Consider the following 17,971-nt stretch of genomic DNA (forward strand, 5'->3'; position numbering starts at 1 on the left):
GGGACGCCATCACAGAAATGCCGCGTCGTTATGTCGGCGGCACCAATGGTTATGTCCTTCGCTGTCGGGCTTCATGGCGGCCGTACCCTCACCCCAACCCCTCTCCCGAGGGGAGAGGGGCTAGTGCGCTTCCTTCTCCCCTCGGGAGAAGGTGCCCCGAAGGGGCGGATGAGGGTCCGGGCGAAGCCTCGTGCACCCAACCACCACGAGTCGCTGCGCGCCGGACCCTCACCCCAACCCCTCTCCCGTAGGGAGAGGGACTACTGCTTGTCCTCGCCGCTCAACGGTCGTCGACCAGGCTGCCGCCGGGCAGGAACACCCAGGTGCGGGTCACCTGCAGGATGTCGACGTTGTCGTCGGTGCGCGGCAGCGGCGGGAACGGCTGCGCCAGTTGCACGATCCGCAGTGCGGCGGCGTCGAGCATCGGCACGCCGCTGGAGCGCAGGATGCGGCTGCTCTCCAGGCTGCCGTCGCGGCGCACGCCGACGCTGATCACCACCTGGCCGCCGAGCCGGCGCCGCCGCGCTTCGTCGGGATAGTTGAGGTTGCCGACGCGCTCGGCGCGGTCGACCCAGGCGCGCAGATAGTTGGCGTAGGCGTATTCGCGGGTGCTGGCGGAGACGAACTTGCGGTTGGGGCGCTTGGCGTACTGCTCCGAGCGCAGGTGCACTTCGGCGGCCAGTCGCGCCATCTCGGCATCGCGCTGTTCGCGCTGCGCGTCCACCGGCCGCTGCGGGTCGTCGGTGCGCGGCTGGGTCTGCGCCACCGGCAGCGGCTGCTCGCCGCGCGCGCTGCTGACCACGCGCGGGGTCGGTTCCGGTGCGGCGGCCGCGGTCTGCGCACGCAACGCCTGCGGCGCCAGCCCGTCCTGGCGCTGTGGCACCACGCCCGGCTGGCTATCGCGCGGACGTTGCGGCGTGTCGTGATCGCCGCCGCCCTGCTGGTTGGCCTGGGCCAGGAAGTCGGCCTGTTTCGGTGTCAGCGGTGTGCTGGTCTGGCTGAAGATCACGTCCAGCGTCGGCACCAGCGGTGCATCGTCGTCGATCGCGAAGCCCACGCCCAGGATCAGCAGCCCGTGCACGATCAGCGACAGCACCAGGGTGGCGCTGAGCCGTTCGCGCTCGCCGATGCGCGGCGCGGGCGTCGCGGCGGCCGCGCTCATCGCGCCGGATAGGCCTCGATGGCGTCGAACAGCAGCCCGGCGATGTTGAGCCCGAACTGCGCGTCCAGCTCGCGCACGCAGGTGGGGCTGGTCACGTTGACCTCGGTGAGGTAGTCGCCGATCACGTCCAGGCCGACGAAGCGCATGCCGCGCCGTTTCATCTCCGGGCCGACCTGGGCGGCGATCCAGCGGTCGCGCTCGCTCAGCGGGCGGCCTTCGCCGCGGCCGCCGGCGGCCAGGTTGCCGCGGAACTCGTCGCCCTGCGGGATCCGCGCCAGGCAGTAGTCCACGGCCACACCATCGACCAGCAGGATGCGCTTGTCGCCGGCGCTGATGTCCGGGATGAAGCGCTGCGCCAGAGCCAGCTTGCGGCCGCCGTCGGTCAGCGTCTCCAGGATCACGTTGAGGTTTGGGTCGCCGGTGCCGCTGCGGAAGATCGACCGCCCGCCCATGCCGTCCAGCGGCTTCAGCACGGCCTGGCCGTGCTCCAGCACGAAGGCCTTGAGCGTGGCGGCGTCGCGGCTGACCAGCGTCGGCGGACAGCATTGCGGGAACAGCAGGGCGGCCAGCTTCTCGTTGAAGTCGCGCAGGCCCTGCGGGTCGTTGACCACCTGCGCGCCGGCGCGCTGGGCCACGCTGAGCACGTGGGTGTCGTACAGGAACTCCGCATCGAACGGCGGATCCTTGCGCATCAGCACGACCTGGCCGGGACCGAAGGTCAGTTCGGCGAACGCGTCCAGCTCGAACCAGCCGGCCTTGTCGTCGCGCACCCGCAGCGGCGCGGCCTGGGCGGTTGCGCAGCCATCGCGCAGGGTCAGCCCGCCGGGGCGCACATAGTGCAGCCGGTGCCCGCGGCGCTGCGCTTCCAGCAGCATCGCGAAGGTCGTGTCTTTGGCGATCTTGATGCTGGCGATGGGGTCCATCACCACGATGACATCGAACGGCATGGGGGCACCTGAGAGACTGAGCGGAAGATGGTAGCGGGTCGGCGGGGGCGCCGCGCATCGGGTGTCGGGCGCGGCTGCGCGGTGTCGCACGTTATCCGCCAAACTGTGACATAGTTTGTGCTGTTACGTGGTTCAACGCAGACCGGCAGCGGCGGCCTTGACAGTCGCAGCGGGTCTTGGGATACATGGCGTTTCGCAGCGAAGCCGGATCCGATGAAGCGTCGCGCGCTTGGGGGCAAGTGATGAGTGAAAACACGACTGCGGGTGGGGAACTCGCAGGCTTGCGGGTCATGGTGATCGACGATTCGAAAACGATCCGTCGTACTGCCGAAACGTTGCTGAAGCGCGAAGGGTGCGAAGTGGTGACGGCGACCGACGGCTTCGAGGCGCTGGCCAAGATCGCCGACCAGCAGCCGCAGATCATCTTCGTGGACATCATGATGCCGCGGCTGGACGGCTATCAGACCTGCGCGCTGATCAAGGGCAACCAGCTGTTCAAGGCCACGCCGGTGATCATGCTGTCCTCCAAGGACGGCCTGTTCGACAAGGCGCGCGGGCGCATCGTCGGGTCCGAGCAGTACCTCACCAAACCCTTTACACGCGAAGAGCTGCTGGGCGCGATCCGTACATACGTCAACGCCTGACCAGGGGGAAAGGCAGCATGGCCCGTATCTTGTTGATCGAGGACTCACCGACCGACCGGGCGGTGTTCACGCAATGGCTGGAAAAAGCCGGGCACCAGGTCCTGTCCACCGACAACGCGGAGGACGGGATCAAGCTGGTACGCGAGCAGGCGCCGAACCTGGTGCTGATGGACGTGGTGCTGCCGGGCATGAGCGGCTTCCAGGCCACCCGCGCGCTGTCGCGCGACGAGGCCACCCGGCACATCCCGGTGCTGATCATCAGCACCAAGAGTATGGAGACCGACAAGGTCTGGGGCATGCGCCAGGGCGCCACCGACTACATCGTCAAGCCGCCGCGGGAAGACGAGCTGATCGCCCGCATCAATCAACTGGTGGGCTGACATGCGCTCGCCCTTCGACATCCTCGAGGCCTACGAGCGGCGCAGCCTGGCGCACGCCGTGCAGATGCCCGAACGCGCCTTCGACGACGACGTCTGGCGCGGGGTCGGCTACCGCGTCGGCAAGCGTCACCTGGTCTCGGATTTCCGCGAAGTGGTGGAGATCGTGCGCATGCCGCCGGTCACCCCGGTGCCCGGCGCGCAGCCGTGGCTGCTGGGCGTGGGCAACCTGCGCGGCAACCTGTTCCCGGTGGTCGACCTGAAGCAGTTCCTGGAAGGCGAGCGCACTGCGCTGCAGGAAGGCCAGCGCGTGCTGATCATGCGCCAGAGCGGCGGCGACGTGGCCCTGACCATCGACGAGCTGTTCGGCCAGCGCAGTTTCACCGAGACGCAGGCGGTGGAGCCGGGCGATCTGGCCCAGGGCCGCTACGCGCACTTCATCGACCGCGCCTTCCGCGGCGACGCCCAGGACTGGGGCGTGTTCTCGCTGTCGCTGCTGTCGCGCACTCCCGAATTCCGGCAAGCCGCCGCCTGAGCGCGCGCGCTGCCTCCGCATCGAAGACCGAGGTCGCATCATGAGTACTGCTCCGGACGCCCGCAAGGCCAGCAAGCTCGGCAGCGTGGGCACGAGTTTCTGGCTGGGCCTGCTGGCGTTGTCGCTGGTCGTGTTCGGCGCCAACACCGGCGTGGCCACCTGGCAGGGCAACCGCCTGGCCGGCGCCAGCACCGGCGCGGCCGACCTGCAGGTGCTGTCGCAACAGCTGGCCAACCAGGCCCGCGACGCAGTGTCCGGCAACGCCGAGACCTTCAAGCAATTCAAGCAGACCAAGGCGAAGGTGGAGAGCACCGTCGCCGAGCTCAACGCACGCTACGCCAACGAAGCCGGCGTGTCCGCGCCGCTGCAGACCCTCAACGGCACCTGGGCGCCGCTGGCCAAGAACGCGCAGCAGGTGGTGGACAGCGAACCGGCGGTGCTGGCGCTGGCCGGCAACGCCGACCGCTTCGTCGGCGGCGTACCGCAGCTGCAGGCGCAGTTGAACGAGGTGGTGCGCGCGATGACGGTCGGCGGCGCGCCCGCCGCGCAGATCTACAACACCCTGCAGCAGGTGGTGGTGGCCGGCACCATGGCCCGCCGCGTCACCGAAATGCGCGCCGGCGGCCGCGGCGCGGCCAGTGCAGGCGACGCGCTGGCGCGCGACGCGGTGGTGTTCGGGCAGATGCTCGAGGGCCTGCGCAACGGCAACGAGGAACTGGGCATCGCCCCGGTGCGCAACGCCGCCGCATTGGCCGCGCTGGAACAGTCGCAGGCGCAGTGGGCGGAAATGAAGAAGGACCTGGACGCGCTGCAGGCCAGCTCGCGCAGCCTGTTCGCCGCGCAGTCCGCCGCCGCGGCGCTGACCGCCGGTTCGGGCAAGATGCTGGAGGACAGCAAGAAGCTGTTCGACGCGTTCTCCGCGTTCGGCTCCACCCGCGACACCCGCCTGTTCCCGAACTTCTGGCTGGGCGTGATCTCCGGCCTGCTGGCGCTGCTGTCGATCGTCGGCTTCGTCTGGACCACGGTGCGCAGCCGCAGCCGCGAGCAGGAAATCCGCCTGCAGACCCAGGTGGAATACAACAGCCGCAACCAGCAGGCGATCATGCGCCTGCTCGACGAAATCAGCTCGCTCGGCGAAGGCGACCTGACCGTCAAGGCCTCGGTCACCGAGGACATGACCGGCGCCATCGCCGACGCGATCAACTACGCCGTCGACGAGCTGCGCCACCTGGTGACCACCATCAACGACACCTCGGCCAAGGTCGCCGTGTCCACCGAGGAAACCCAGGCCACCGCGCGGCAACTGGCCGAGGCGGCGGGGCACCAGGCCGAGCAGATCGGCTCGGCCTCGGTGCGCATCAACGAAATCGCCGCCAGCATCGAGCAGGTCTCGCGCAACTCCACCGAATCGGCGGAAGTGGCGCAGCGCTCGGTGGTGATCGCGGCCGAAGGCGCCGGCGTGGTCCGCGAGACCATCCAGGGCATGGACCAGATCCGCGACCAGATCCAGGAGACCTCCAAGCGCATCAAGCGCCTGGGCGAGTCGACCCAGGAGATCGGCTCAATCGTGGAACTGATCAACGACATTTCCGAGCAGACCAACATCCTGGCGCTCAACGCCGCGGTGCAGGCCGCCTCGGCCGGCGAGGCCGGCCGCGGTTTCGCGCTGGTCGCCGACGAAGTGCAGCGCCTGGCCGAACGTACCTCCGGCGCCACCCGCCGCATCGAAGGCCTGGTGCAGACCATTCAGGCCGATACCAACGAAGCGGTCAGCTCGATGGAGCAGACCACCTCCGAAGTGGTGTCCGGCGCGCGTCTGGCCGAGGACGCCGGCACCGCGCTGACCGAGATCGAACGCGTGTCCAACGCGCTCAACACCCTCATCAAGAACATCTCCATCGCCGCGCACCAGCAGTCGGCGGCGGCGATCGACATCACCCAGACGATGGACGTGATCCGGCAGATCACCGGACAGACCTCGCAAGGCGCGGGACAGACCGCCGAATCGATCGGCCGCCTGGCGCAACTGGCGGCGGACCTGCGGCGCTCGGTCGCCGACTTCAAGCTGCCGGCGTAAGCGGGCCGGAACCGGGTGGAAGGAAGCGCACATGACGTACCGTGAACAACTCCCGCATCCCGTCGCCGCGCTCGCGCGGCACGGCGCGTGCCCGGCCGCGGAGACGCGGCGATGAGCGCGCTGCGCGATGCGATGAGCCATGCCGCGCTGGGCTGGGTCAAGCCGGAACTGGACGAGACCCTGCGCCAGGTCCGCGGCGAGATCGAGGCCTTCGTCGAGGAACCGGCCGACACCGGCCGCATGCGTTTCTGCGCCGGCTACCTGCACCAGGTGCAGGGCACCTTGCGCATGGTCGAGCTGTACGCGCCGGCGATGGTCGCCGAGGAACTGGAACTGCTGGCCACGGCGGTGCAGAACGGCCAGGCGGCCGACCGCGACGAGGCCTGCGCCACGCTGATGCGCGGCACCGTGCTGCTGCCGGACTACCTGGAACGCCTGCAGGACGGCCATCGCGACATTCCGATCGTGCTGCTGCCCTTGCTCAACGAGATCCGCGCCGCGCGCGGCGAAGCCGGCCTCAGCGAGGGCGCGCTGTTCGCGCTGGCGCCTGACGCGGCCGCCGCCACCGAGGCCGAACTGGACCATGCGCGCGGCAGCCTCGCCGGGCGCAACCGCGAACTGCTCGACACCGTCGGCACCGCGATCAAGGAAGAACTGCTGCGGGTCAAGGACGCGCTGGACCTGCATCTGCGCACCGGCGGCGACGTCGCCGCGCTGCAGACCCAGGTCGACGAGCTGGGCAGCGTCGCCGATACCCTGGGCGTGATGGGCCTGGGCGTGGCGCGCAGCGTGGTGGTGCAGCAGCGCGACGCGCTGCGCAGCATCGTCGATGGCGCCCGCGCGGCCGACGAAGGCCTGCTGCTGGATATCGCCGGTGCGCTGTTGTACGTGGACGCCTCGCTCGACGACCAGGTCGCCTATCTCGGCGCCGGCGGCGACGTACACGACGACGCCAGTGCCGCCGAGGCGCGGCGCACGGTGGAAGTGCTGGCGCACGAGGCCATCGCCAATTTCGGCAGCGCCCGCGAGCATTTCGTCGCCTTCATCGAGACCAACTGGGACCATGCGCGCCTGGACGAGGTGCCGCGCCTGCTCGCTGAGGTCGCCGGTGCCCTGCGCATGCTGGAACTGCCGCAGCCGGCCGATTACCTGGAAGGCGTGCGCCGTTACGTCGCCACCGAGCTGATCGGCAAGCGTCGCGTGCCCAGCGGCCGCCAACTCGACACCCTGGCCGACGCGATGGCCAGCCTCGAGTACTACCTGGAAGCGCTGCGCGAGCGCCGCCCCGGGCGCGAGGAGATCCTCGACATCACCCGCAGCAGCCTGGAAGCGCTGCGCTACTGGCCGCTGCCCGACACCGTGCCGGCCGCGCCGGGCGTGTTGCCGAGCGCAAGCGAGGCGGCCGAATCGGTTGCGCCGCTGCCGCCGGTGGCCGCTGATCGCATCGACGCGTCGGCGCCCCCGTCCATCGCCGCGCCGGCCGTGCCGGCCTGGGATCTGGCGCCGGCCGAGGACACGCTCGAGACGACGCCGCGCACGCAGGACACGCCGTCCGCACCGCAGGCGCCGCAGTGGAGCCTGGCGACGGACGACGCCGACACCGCGGCCGAACACGCCTCCGCGCCCGCCGACGACGGCGCTGCGCGCGACGAGCACGAGCCCATAACAACGTCGCAGGCGCTCAGTTTCGATCCGGTCGCGGCCGAACAGGACAGCTGGGCCGGCACCGCCGAGCCGCTGCACATCAGCCTCGATTCCCTGGTGCTGGAACAGGACGCGTTGCGGCCGGAGACGCCTTCGGCGTTCACGCGGGAAAACGACGCGGCAGTCGCTTCCGCGCCGTCCGTCTCCGATGTCGCCGGTTTCGATCCGGTGGCCGCCGAGTACAACGACGAGGCGCAGGCCGATGGGCCGGCTGCGTTCGCCGAGCTTGGCCAGCACGACGATCCCAACCTGATCATCGTCGACACGCCCGCCGCGGCAGAACACACCGACACCTCCACGCCGCCGCTGGTCATCGAACTGGAAGACGCGCCGGCGTTCGCCGACGCGCCTGGCGGGTCCGCCGACGAGGTGCACACGCTCGACTGGCACGCCGTCCCAGCCGCGCAGGACGAGGAGGCCGCGTCCGCGCTGCCGTCGGATGCGGCCGCGCTGGCCGACGCTGGCGCCCATATCGCCCACGGCGAACGCCTAGACGCGGCAGGGGAGGGCGAGCCAGCAGACGCCGGTGCCGACGCCGAAGACGCCGCGCACGCGATCCCGACGGAGGCCGTGGAGGCCACCGACGCCACACGCGAGACCGAGTCGCACGCGCCCATGGATGGCCCGGCGCAGACCGATGCCGGCCTTGCCGCCATCGACGAGGCCGCGCACACCGATGCCGTGGCCGATGCGCCATCGGCGCCGGAGCATGCCGCGCTGGAATCCGAGGAGCATGCAACGTCCGAGCCGGTACAGGCACACGCTGCAGCGGTGTCGGACGCCGAAGCCGCGTTCCTGGCCGACCTGGAAGCTGCTGCCGCGCAGTTCGACGTGACCGCGGCCGCCCACAGCGGCGAGCCTGCGATCGCAGCACCCGCCAGTGCGGAGGCGAGCGCCGCGCCTGGCGCCGCTCCGCCCGCCGCCGAGACCGGCTTCATCGACGGCGATGGCGAGATCGACGAAGAGATCCGCGCGGTGTTCCTCGAGGAATTCGACGAGGAACTGGTCAATCTCGGTGCGCTGCTGCCGGCCTGGCGCGCCGCGCCTGCCCACACCGAAAGCCTGCGGCCGATCCGCCGCGTGTTCCACACCCTGAAGGGCAGCGGCCGCCTGGTCGGCGCGCGCGTGCTCGGCGAGTTCAGTTGGAAGATCGAGAGCATGCTCAACCGCGTGCTCGACGGCTCGCGCCCGGCCAGTCCGGCGGTGGTGGCCATGGTCGAGCAGGCCTACGCGGTGCTGCCGCAGCTCAATGCCGCGCTGCGCGGCAACGGCACGGTGCAGGCCGATCTGGACGCGATCCAGACGGTGGCCGAACGCATTGCCGCCGGCGAGGAGGCGTTCTATTTCGCCACCCCGCAGGCAGCCGTCGCGCCGCGCGCGGGGACGCCGGCCTCGGTGGACAGCGTGCTGCGCGAGATCCTCGAAGCCGAGGTCGCCACCCATCTGGAGACCGTGCACGCCTGGCTGCAGGACGCACCGCAGCCCGCGACCGAAGCGCTGCTGCGCGCGGTGCACACCATGAGCGGCGCGTTCGCGATGACCGACGTGCCGGAGATCACCGCGGTCACCGGCCCGGCCGAGAGCTACGTCAAGCGCGCCTTGGCGTCCGGCAGCGTTCCGAGCGCCGAAGGCGTGCGCGCGCTCGAGGAGTCGGCGCGTGCCGTTGCCGACACCATCGCGGAACTGCAGGCGCCGTCGCCGGTGATTCCGCCGTTCACCGAGCTGTCGCAGCGCCTGCGCGCGCTGGTGGAGACCCTGCCGGAAGTGCAGTGGCCGCCGATCGCGCACGACGAGGACGACGAAGACCTGTCCGCGTCGGCACCGGCCGAGGCTGGCCTGGATGAGCAGGCCGTGCAGGCGGTGGAACTCACCGCGGCCGACGACCTGTCGGCGTTCCTTGGCGATGCCGCGCATCTGCACGAAGCGCTGCCGGTGGATGACGTTGCCGGGCAGTCCGACGCGGTCGACGCCGACCAGCATCGCATCGATGTTCACGCGGACGCCGCGTCCGCGCAGTCCTCGGACGGGGCGGCGGCGTCCACGCCGGCAGACAGCGACGCCACCACCGACACGGATGTGGGCACGCTGGCGTCGGCGAGCGAGGACGAGCCGCTTGCTGTTGAGCCGGCGGCCGCACAGGACCATGCGCAGTCCCATGACGCAGCGGCGGGCGACGAGGCGGCCGCACCGCATGACGAACGCGATGCCGACGAACAGGCGGCCCTTGCGCAGGACGGCCAGCTCGACGAGTTGACGGTCGAGGCGCCGCTGAGCGCCGAGCAGGTGTCGGACCCGGTTCCAGAAGCGTTGGATCCGGCGGCGCAGGACGCGACGGTCGATGCGGTCATCGCCGATGCTGCGACCGATACCCCGATGGAAGCGCAGGAACTGCAGGCGCCGGAGCATGCTGGCGAGGCGCAGGGCTCCGAGGCTCACGCAATCGAAGCGCAGGACGGGGAAGCCCGGGATGCGTCCGTGCATGCGCCGGAGTCGCAGGTGTCGGATCATTCGGCGGCCGACCGCGACGCCGACGCCGACGCGACCGAAGCGCAGGCAACGGATCATTCGGCAGCGGACCACGCTGTCGAAGACCATGCGACCGACGCGCAGGCGAGCGACAGCCAGGACGCGTCCGCACACGGACAGGATGCGCAGGCATCGGAGCACGATGCGACGCACGTCGACGCCGATGCGCCCATTGACGACACCGCTGAAGCGCACGAGCAGCAGCTCAACGAGGACGCCCCTGCGATCGGCCTGCGCCAGCACCCGTTGGCGCCGTCGAGCGGCTGGCGCCACGACGGCGTGGCCTCGGCCAACGACGATACCGGGTCCGCCGCCGAGCACGGCGACGTGACCCTGGACGCCGCTTCGCCTCTGCACGCGGGGACGGGCGAGGGCGGTGCGAATTCCCCCACCACCGACACGGTCGGCGAGCACGCCGACGCAGAACACGTCGAGCCGACCAGCGATGCAGGCGAGAGCTTGCTGCAGGATGTCGCCGCCGAAGCGGACGATGCCGCGCACGCGTCGTCGTCCGATGCCGACGAGACGACGGACGCGCATCATGCGGCGCCCGACGCAGCGCCCGACGCGCCGCAGGGCGACGCCGCTCAGGACGACACGACCGCGGCGACCGAGATGGACGCGACCGCATCGGTCGACGATACGCACGAAGAAGCCGATCAACACGCGTCGGCGGCAGCCGTGCCCGTGCAGCCCGACGTCGACGCAGCCCATGCCGCGGCCGATGCCGCGCGGACCGATCTGTCGGCCGTCGATCTGGGGCCGCTGGACTTCGCCGACCTCGATCGCGAGCTGGTCGATATCTTCGTCGACGAAGGCAAGGACCTGCTCGACCACTGCGATCGCCTGATCGCCGAGCTGCGCGCCGCGCCGCAGGACCGCGATGTGCTCGGCGGCCTGCAGCGCGACCTGCATACGCTGAAGGGCGGCGCGCGCATGGCCGGCATCAACGCCATCGGCGACCTCGGCCATGGCATCGAGTCCTTGCTGGAGGCGGTTGCCGCCCATCGCACCGAGCTCGACCGCCAGGACGTGCAGTTGCTGGAGCGCGGCTTCGATCGCCTGCACCAGTTGTTGACCCTGACCGGCAACCACCGCGCGGTGGCGATGCCGCAGGACCTGATCGGCGCGTTCGACGCGCGTACGCACGGGCAACGGTTCGTCGCCGCTGGCGATGCCGCGACTGCCGTCGCGGCGCCGGTCGTGGCGGCCGACGACGCGCTGGCTGCCGCGGCATTGGCCGCCGTGGCGGCACCGTTGTCGGCACCGCTGCCGGTGGAGGGCACGCCCGACGAAGAGGCGACGATCGCGCGGCCCATGCAGGAACAGGTACGCGTGCGTGCCGACCTGCTCGATCGCCTGGTCAACCACGCCGGCGAAGTGGCGATCTACCGCTCGCGTCTGGAGCAGCAGTTGGGCGCGTTCCGCGGCGCGATGGCCGAACTGGACCGCACCAACGCGCGTCTGCGCGACCAGCTGCGGCGCCTGGATCTGGAAACCGAGGCGCAGATCGTCGCCCGCTACCAGCGCGAACAGGACCAGACCGAGCAGAGCTTCGATCCGCTGGAACTGGACCGCTTCTCCACGCTGCAACAGCTCAGCCGCGCGCTCAACGAGTCCGCGGCCGACCTGGGCGGCCTGCAGGGTGTGCTCGACGACCTGGCGCGGCAGTACGACGGTCTGCTGCAGCAGCAGTCGCGCGTCAGTTCGGAATTGCAGGACGGGCTGATGCGTGCGCGCATGGTACCGTTCGACGGCCTGGTGCCGCGGCTGCGGCGCGTGGTGCGCCAGGCCGCCAGCGAAACCGGCAAGCAGGTGCACCTGAGCCTGGAAGGCACCCACGGCGAACTCGACCGCAACGTGCTCGACCGCATGGTCGCGCCGCTGGAACACATGCTGCGCAACTCGGTCGCGCATGGCCTGGAGGCGCCGGAGCAACGGCGTGCCGCGGGCAAGGCGGAGGAGGGCAACATCGCCATCCGCCTGCGCCGCGAGGGATCGGAAATCGTGCTGGAAGTGGCCGACGACGGCGCCGGACTCGACCGCGAGGCGATCCGCCGCCGCGCCGAGCAGCGCGGGCTGATCGCCGCCGACGCGGTGCTGTCCGACGACGAACTGGATGCGCTGATCTTCGCGCCCGGGTTCAGCACCTACGACCAGGTCAGCCAGCTGGCCGGCCGCGGCGTCGGCATGGACGTGGTGCGCAACGAAGTGCGCCAGCTCGGCGGCTCGGTGGACATCCACTCGGTGCGCGGCCAGGGCGTCACCTTCACCCTGCGCCTGCCGCAGACCCTGGCGGTCACCCAGGCGGTGTTCGTGCAGATCGGCGAGACCACCTTCGCGGTGCCGGTGGCGTCGGTCAGCGGCATCGGCCGCATCGGCCGCGAGCGCTTCGAGGCCGGCACCGGCGGCTACCGTTACAGCGGCGAGGAATACGCGCTGCACGACCTCGGCTCGCTGGTCGGGCAGGCGCCGGCACGGGCCGAAGGCCAGGCGCAGGTGCCGCTGCTGCTGGTGCGCGCGGGCGACCTGCGTGCGGCGGTGGCGATCGACCAAGTGCTCGGCAACCGCGAAATCGTGGTCAAGCCGGTCGGCCTGCAGATCGCCTCGGTGCCCGGCATCTACGGCGCCACCATCACCGGCGACGGCCGCGTGGTGGTGATCCTCGACATCGCCCCGTTGGTGCGCCGCTTCCTGGCGCAGCCGTTGCGGCCGGTGGTGGAGGCCGCGCCGACCGAACAACGCCGCGTGCCGCTGGTGATGGTGGTCGACGACTCGCTGACCATGCGCAAGGTCACCGGCCGCGTGCTGGAGCGGCACAACTTCGACGTGGTGTCCGCGCGCGACGGCGTCGAGGCGCTGGAGCGCCTGGAAGAGCGCGTGCCAGACCTGATGCTGCTGGACATCGAGATGCCGCGCATGGACGGCTACGAACTGGCGACGGCGATGCGCGCCGATCCGCGCTACGCCGCCGTGCCGATCGTGATGATTACCTCGCGCAGCGGCGAGAAGCACCGCCAGCGCGCCTTCGAACTGGGCGTGCAGCGCTATCTCGGCAAGCCTTACCAAGAGTTGGATCTGATGCGCAACGTCTACGACCTGCTGGGGATCGCCCGTGTTCGCGAATGACGGCGACGCCACCTCCACGCCGGTCGCATTGCTGGCCCGTCCCGGTAAGGCGCGCGAGCGCCTGCGCGAAGCGCTGCACCTCGTCGGCGCGGCGATCGTGCTGGAGGACGACCCGGGCGCGATCGACGCGCAGACCCTGGCCGATGCCGCCCCCAGCGCGGTGCTGATCGCGCTCGAACCGGCGATCGAGGACGCACTGGAGCGGCTGGATGCGGCGCTGGCGCTGCCTGGCGTCACCGTGATCTTCGACGAGGCCGAGCTAGCCGCGCGCCGCGAGGGTTGGGAAGCGCAGCGCTGGGCGCGGCATCTGGCGGCCAAGCTGCAAGGCCATCAGGACGTGCTGCCGCCCGGCCGCGAGACCGAGACCGGCCTGCAGCCGGAGCCGGGCCTGCCGGCGACGCCGGCGCAGCTGCACGAGGACGCGCCGATCGGCCTGCATGTCGACGAAGCTGCCGGCTTCGCCGAGGCCGCGCCGGAAGACGGCATGTATGCCTGGCAGCCGCCGGCGGACGTCGCGCCCGGTTTCGAGGAGCTGCAGTTCGCGCGCGCCGAGGCCGCTGCCAGCGAAGCGTCTGCCGCGCCGGCTGCACCGCAGGCCGATGCCACACCGGCTGCGCCCACAACCGCACCCGCGGCGCTGCCGGCCAGTGCCTGGTCGCTGGTCGACGACGATGCGCCCCTGCTTGCCGCTGCGCCGCGCGCGTCGCAACACGTCCCGCAGTTCTCCACCGAAGGTCTGTCGCTGGTCGCGCTGGAATCGGAAGAGCCCGCGTCCACGAGCGGTGCCGGTGCAGGCGCCGCCGCGCACGGTGCGGTGCTGGTGATGGCCGGCATTGGCGGCCCCGATGCGATCCGCCGCCTGCTCGCCGCACTGCCGGAGAACTTCCCGCTGCCGCTGCTGGTGCAGTTGCGCCTGGATGGCGGCCGCTACGGCAACCTGGTCAAGCAGATCGCCCGCGTGTCCACGCTGCCGGTGCTGCTGGCCGAGGCCGGCGAGCCGGTCGCCCCTGGCAACGTCTACATCCTGCCCGACGACGTCGGCGTGCACGGCACGGTCGGGTTGCGCTTCGTCGCCCAGGACGCCGGCGCCTCCGTGGTCGCCGGCCTGCCGGCCGCGCACAGCGCTGTGCTGCTGCTCAGCGGCAGCGATCCGCAGCAGGTGGATGCGGTGCTGGCGCTGGCCGCGCAGGGCGCCTGGGTGGCCGGGCAATCCGGCGACGGCTGCTACGACCCCGCCGCCGGCGCTCAACTGATCCTGCAGGGCCATCCCGGCGGCGATCCGGCGCAACTGGCCCAGGCCTTGACCGCACGGTGGAGCGGCTGAGCGAGGCGGCATACGCCATTCATCGCTGCGCCCGCATCGCGCGTTTTTTCCGCTTTCAGGACGAAGTCACTCCATGAGCAGCTACGCCAGCAACGACGAAATCCGTGGTGTCCTCATCCTGGCCGGCAGCGAGCGCGTGCTGCTGCCCAACGCCACCATCGCCGAAGTGATGTCGCGCGTGCCGGTCGAACCGCTGCCCGACGCCCCGCACTGGCTGCTCGGCCAGATCGCCTGGTACGGCTGGAAAGTGCCGCTGGTCTCCTTCGCCCGCCTGACCGGCCTGGGCGCCGAGATCGTGGCCGCCAACAACAAGATCGTCGTGCTCAAGGCCCTGGGCGGCAACCCCGACCTGCCGTACGTGGCACTGCTCACCCAATCCTTCCCGCAACTGATCTCTGTCCCCCGCGACGGCCTGCTCGCCGACGCCTCCGAAGAAACCCTCCCGCCCGGCGTGCACATGCGCGTGCTGCTGGGCGAGCAGAGCGCCTTGCTGCCGGATCTGGAGGCGATCGAGGGGATGGTGGTGGAGCGGTTTGCGGCGATCATCTAGATCGGCAGCCGTCTTGCAACGGCCTTGCTTCTGACTGCGTACCGCAACCATCCTGGCCGATGCTATGCGCGCTTGAGCGAAAGCCGCAGCGGCTTGTTGCCAGTGGATAGGGCCATCGTCTAGCATCGCTTCTCGTAATGACAAGGATTGTCGTATGCGCAACGTGCGTGCACCCGTTCGCTGTATTGCGTCGCTCAGGGATGACGCGACCGCCCGCTCTTGGGCATCCCCACCCGTTTGTTTCTCCGATAACACTGCCGAGCCCTTGGCGGCGCGCTGTTGCGCGTCGATCGGCCTCTGGCCGGACAGGCAGTTGGCAACCGCTGACCCGATTGGCTTGATCGACTTCTTGCAAGGACGCGCGATGAACACGATGCACCATGAACGTACCTCCGGCGGCGCCAGCCGCCTTGCGCTGGTAATGGCGCTGTTCTTTCTGTTCATGGGTTCGGCGTTCGCCGGGACAGATGGGAAGAAGCAGCAGTTTCTGGTCCGCGATGAGGAAGGGAATTCCCATGGCGTCTACTACACCCAAGCAGCTGCGGAGGCAGCGATCAAGGCAATTCCTGGGCCTCAGGACATGGAGGATGTGTACCAGTACGTCGATACGATCAAGGACACCGTCGTCCAGGAAAATGGGACGTCCATAATCACCTATTGGATGGGTCGTACCGAAGCCAAGGACGAAAACTGGACATATGAAAGTTGGAACACGACAAAGATCCCGACCGAAGAGCAGGCTGCGGCCGTACTTGCACAGGAAATCAGTGCTACCAGACCCAATTGCCCTGCGGCCTCGGTCGCGCCGGAAGGGCCATGGGAGCTGTCGTTCGGTCCATATCCCGAGTATGACGTCGGCATTGAAGCCCAGAGCAGGCGGTATAGCGTTCGGACGTACTATGATGATTGCAGCGGCCCTAACGAATACACCACATTCATGGGGCGTACGCGTCGCTCCGAGTGTCCGAAACCATACGCCATCTGGCACATCAGTGACCAAGGCTGCACGAATAAGGACTTCTTCGCCACCATCGAAGTCTCGACGTTGCAATGCGAGAAGCAACAGGATGGCGGCAACTCCGGTATGCGAGGCAACCCCTGCGACGTCAAGACCGGCGAGAAATTCCAGACCGAGCGCGACCTGGATCTGGGCTGGATCACCCTGACGCGCTACTACCACTCGGGTATCGCACTGAATACCGGTGGATTCGGCCCCGGCTGGACCTTTTCGCACAGCCTGCGCCTGACGATCCAGGGTGAAGCGTTGGGCTTGGTGGAGGGCAGCGGCTACGCCGTGCCGTTCCGCAAGAGTGGCTCGGAGTATCGCGCGGCCAACGCCTCGGACGAGCGCATCGTCGCCAACGGCGACCAATGGATCCTGTATCGCCAGGATGCGATCTACACCTTCGATGCCAAGGGCAAGCTGGTCTCGCGCATTGCCGAGGATGGAAGTGGGTGGGTGTACGGCTACAACACGCGTGGACGCTTGCAAAGCATCGCGTCGCTGCAGGGCCGCTCCATCGAACTTCTGTATGCCGACGACAATGACGACGCGCTGATCACCGGCATCGTCTCCGGTGGGGTGCAGTTGGCCAGCTACGGCTACGACCAGCAGCGCCTTGCGAGCGTCACCTATGCCGATGGCAAAAGTCGGATCTATCACTATGAAGACACGCGCTTCCCGCGCCATCTGACCGGTGTGACCACGGAGGACGGCCAGCGCTTCAGCACCTTCGCCTACGACGAGGTTGGCCGTGCGATCTCCAGCCAGCACGCCGCCGGTATCGACGGCATCACCCTGGCTTACTCGGCTGCCGGCACTCGCGTCACCGATGCGCTGGGCGATGTCAACGATTACACGATGACCGAGGCGGGTGGTGCCTCGCCGAAGGTCGCCACCGTCGCCAGGACCGACGGCACACTGCAGTACAGCTACAACGATCAGTCCAGCGACTTCCGCCGCCGGCTGAGCAGCGTCACCGATCGCCGTGGTATCCAGACCCAGCACAGCTACGCCGAAGCGACCGAGAACGGTGTTGCGGTGAACATCCACACCGTACGCGAGGCGGTCGGGCAACCGCAGGAGCGCACGACGACGACACGTACGGCGGCTGGCAGCAATCGCCTGCTGTCGGTGCAGACCGGCGGGCGCACCGTGTCCTACAGCTATAACGATCGCCTGCAGCCGGTGCAGATGACGAGCAGCGACACGGCTTCAGGCAAGCAGCGCACTGTTATCTACAGCTATTGCGAAGCGGCGGACGTGGCGACGACCGACAGCACCTGCCCGATCCTGGGCCTGCCCAAGTCGGTCGATGGCGCGCGCACCGACGTCAACGACATCACCCGCTTCACTTACTACGCCACCGACGACAGCACCTGCGCCACGTCCCCGACCACCTGTCCGCACCGCAAGGGCGATCTGTGGAAGGTGACCAACGCGCTCGGCCAGGTCACCGAGTACCTGGCTTACGACGGCGCCGGCCGCGTGCTGTCGGCGAAGGACGCCAACGGCCTGGTGACCGACTACACCTATCACCCGCGCGGCTGGCTGACCGCCAGCAAGGTGCGCGGGTCCGACGACAGCAGCGAGAGCGACGACCGCATTACTTCGATCGACTACTGGCCGACTGGTCTGGTCAAGCAGGTGACGCAGCCTGATGGCGCGTTCACCCGCTTCACCTACGACGCGGCGCATCGGCTGACCGATATCGCCGACAACGCCGGCAACACCATCCACTACACCCTGGACAATGCCGGCAACCGGTCCAAGGAGGACACCAAGGACGCATCGGGTACGCTCAAGCGCACGCTTTCTCGGATCTACAACCAGCTCGGCCAATTGGCGACGCAGGCCACCGCACAAGGTGATCCGACCGACTTCGGCTACGATCCCAACGGCAACACCAAGACCGTCACCGACGCGCTCGGGCATGCCACCCAGAACGACTACGATCCGCTCAACCGCCTGGCGCGCACGCTGCAGGACGTGGGCG

The 17,971-nt window shown here is 69.4% G+C and carries 10 protein-coding genes; 8 read left to right on the top strand and 2 right to left on the bottom strand.

Going from position 1 to position 17,971, the window contains the following annotated elements:
- Positions 1 to 280 precede the first annotated feature (280 nt).
- Positions 281 to 1,162 (bottom strand): energy transducer TonB, encoded by an 882-nt coding sequence (locus ACHWVH_RS18110; RefSeq protein WP_017910261.1) that lies wholly within the window; start codon positions 1,160 to 1,162, stop codon positions 281 to 283.
- Positions 1,159 to 2,109 (bottom strand): glutathione synthase, encoded by a 951-nt coding sequence (gshB, locus tag ACHWVH_RS18115; protein WP_017910262.1) that lies wholly within the window; start codon positions 2,107 to 2,109, stop codon positions 1,159 to 1,161. Before gshB ends, ACHWVH_RS18110 begins: the two co-directional genes overlap by 4 nt.
- A gap of 242 nt (positions 2,110 to 2,351) precedes the next feature.
- On the opposite strand from gshB, the gene pilG reads away from it, so the two are divergent.
- From pilG to ACHWVH_RS18155, 8 genes are all read left to right on the top strand, one after another.
- Entirely contained in the window at positions 2,352 to 2,753 is a 402-nt protein-coding gene (gene pilG, locus ACHWVH_RS18120) for a twitching motility response regulator PilG (RefSeq protein WP_003472648.1), read from the top strand.
- 17 nt (positions 2,754 to 2,770) lie between these two features.
- Positions 2,771 to 3,133 (top strand): PleD family two-component system response regulator, encoded by a 363-nt coding sequence (locus ACHWVH_RS18125; protein ID WP_026143267.1) that lies wholly within the window; start codon positions 2,771 to 2,773, stop codon positions 3,131 to 3,133.
- 1 nt (position 3,134) lies between these two features.
- Positions 3,135 to 3,665: a chemotaxis protein CheW gene (locus tag ACHWVH_RS18130; protein ID WP_017914762.1), complete on the top strand. Its 531-nt coding sequence runs from the start codon at positions 3,135 to 3,137 to the stop codon at positions 3,663 to 3,665.
- Between the two features lie 40 nt (positions 3,666 to 3,705).
- Complete coding sequence (locus tag ACHWVH_RS18135; RefSeq protein ID WP_017910265.1) at positions 3,706 to 5,742, top strand: methyl-accepting chemotaxis protein; 2,037 nt, start codon at positions 3,706 to 3,708, stop codon at positions 5,740 to 5,742.
- A gap of 111 nt (positions 5,743 to 5,853) precedes the next feature.
- Positions 5,854 to 13,101: an Hpt domain-containing protein gene (locus ACHWVH_RS18140; protein ID WP_394687687.1), complete on the top strand. Its 7,248-nt coding sequence runs from the start codon at positions 5,854 to 5,856 to the stop codon at positions 13,099 to 13,101.
- Positions 13,088 to 14,425 (top strand): chemotaxis protein CheB, encoded by a 1,338-nt coding sequence (locus ACHWVH_RS18145; protein WP_394687688.1) that lies wholly within the window; start codon positions 13,088 to 13,090, stop codon positions 14,423 to 14,425. Before ACHWVH_RS18140 ends, ACHWVH_RS18145 begins: the two co-directional genes overlap by 14 nt.
- Before the next feature lie 73 nt (positions 14,426 to 14,498).
- Complete coding sequence (locus tag ACHWVH_RS18150) at positions 14,499 to 14,975, top strand: chemotaxis protein CheW (RefSeq protein ID WP_017911496.1); 477 nt, start codon at positions 14,499 to 14,501, stop codon at positions 14,973 to 14,975.
- 364 nt (positions 14,976 to 15,339) lie between these two features.
- A partial coding sequence (locus tag ACHWVH_RS18155) for a DUF6531 domain-containing protein (RefSeq protein ID WP_394687689.1) occupies positions 15,340 to 17,971 on the top strand: 2,632 nt, incomplete at its 3' end.

It is taken from the genome of uncultured Xanthomonas sp., assembly GCF_964278005.1.
GTDB classification, from domain to species: Bacteria; Pseudomonadota; Gammaproteobacteria; order Xanthomonadales; family Xanthomonadaceae; genus Xanthomonas_A; species Xanthomonas_A sontii.

Excerpts from the sequence above, each read along its gene's own strand:
- ACHWVH_RS18110 (WP_017910261.1), bottom strand. The coding sequence starts at position 1,162 with ATGAGCGCGGCCGCCGCGACGCCCGCGCCGCGCATCGGCGAGCGCGAA.
- ACHWVH_RS18130 (WP_017914762.1), top strand. The coding sequence starts at position 3,135 with ATGCGCTCGCCCTTCGACATCCTCGAGGCCTACGAGCGGCGCAGCCTG.
- ACHWVH_RS18140 (WP_394687687.1), top strand. The coding sequence starts at position 5,854 with ATGAGCGCGCTGCGCGATGCGATGAGCCATGCCGCGCTGGGCTGGGTC.
- pilG (WP_003472648.1), top strand. The coding sequence starts at position 2,352 with ATGAGTGAAAACACGACTGCGGGTGGGGAACTCGCAGGCTTGCGGGTC.
- ACHWVH_RS18150 (WP_017911496.1), top strand. The coding sequence starts at position 14,499 with ATGAGCAGCTACGCCAGCAACGACGAAATCCGTGGTGTCCTCATCCTG.
- ACHWVH_RS18125 (WP_026143267.1), top strand. The coding sequence starts at position 2,771 with ATGGCCCGTATCTTGTTGATCGAGGACTCACCGACCGACCGGGCGGTG.
- ACHWVH_RS18135 (WP_017910265.1), top strand. The coding sequence starts at position 3,706 with ATGAGTACTGCTCCGGACGCCCGCAAGGCCAGCAAGCTCGGCAGCGTG.
- gshB (WP_017910262.1), bottom strand. The coding sequence starts at position 2,109 with ATGCCGTTCGATGTCATCGTGGTGATGGACCCCATCGCCAGCATCAAG.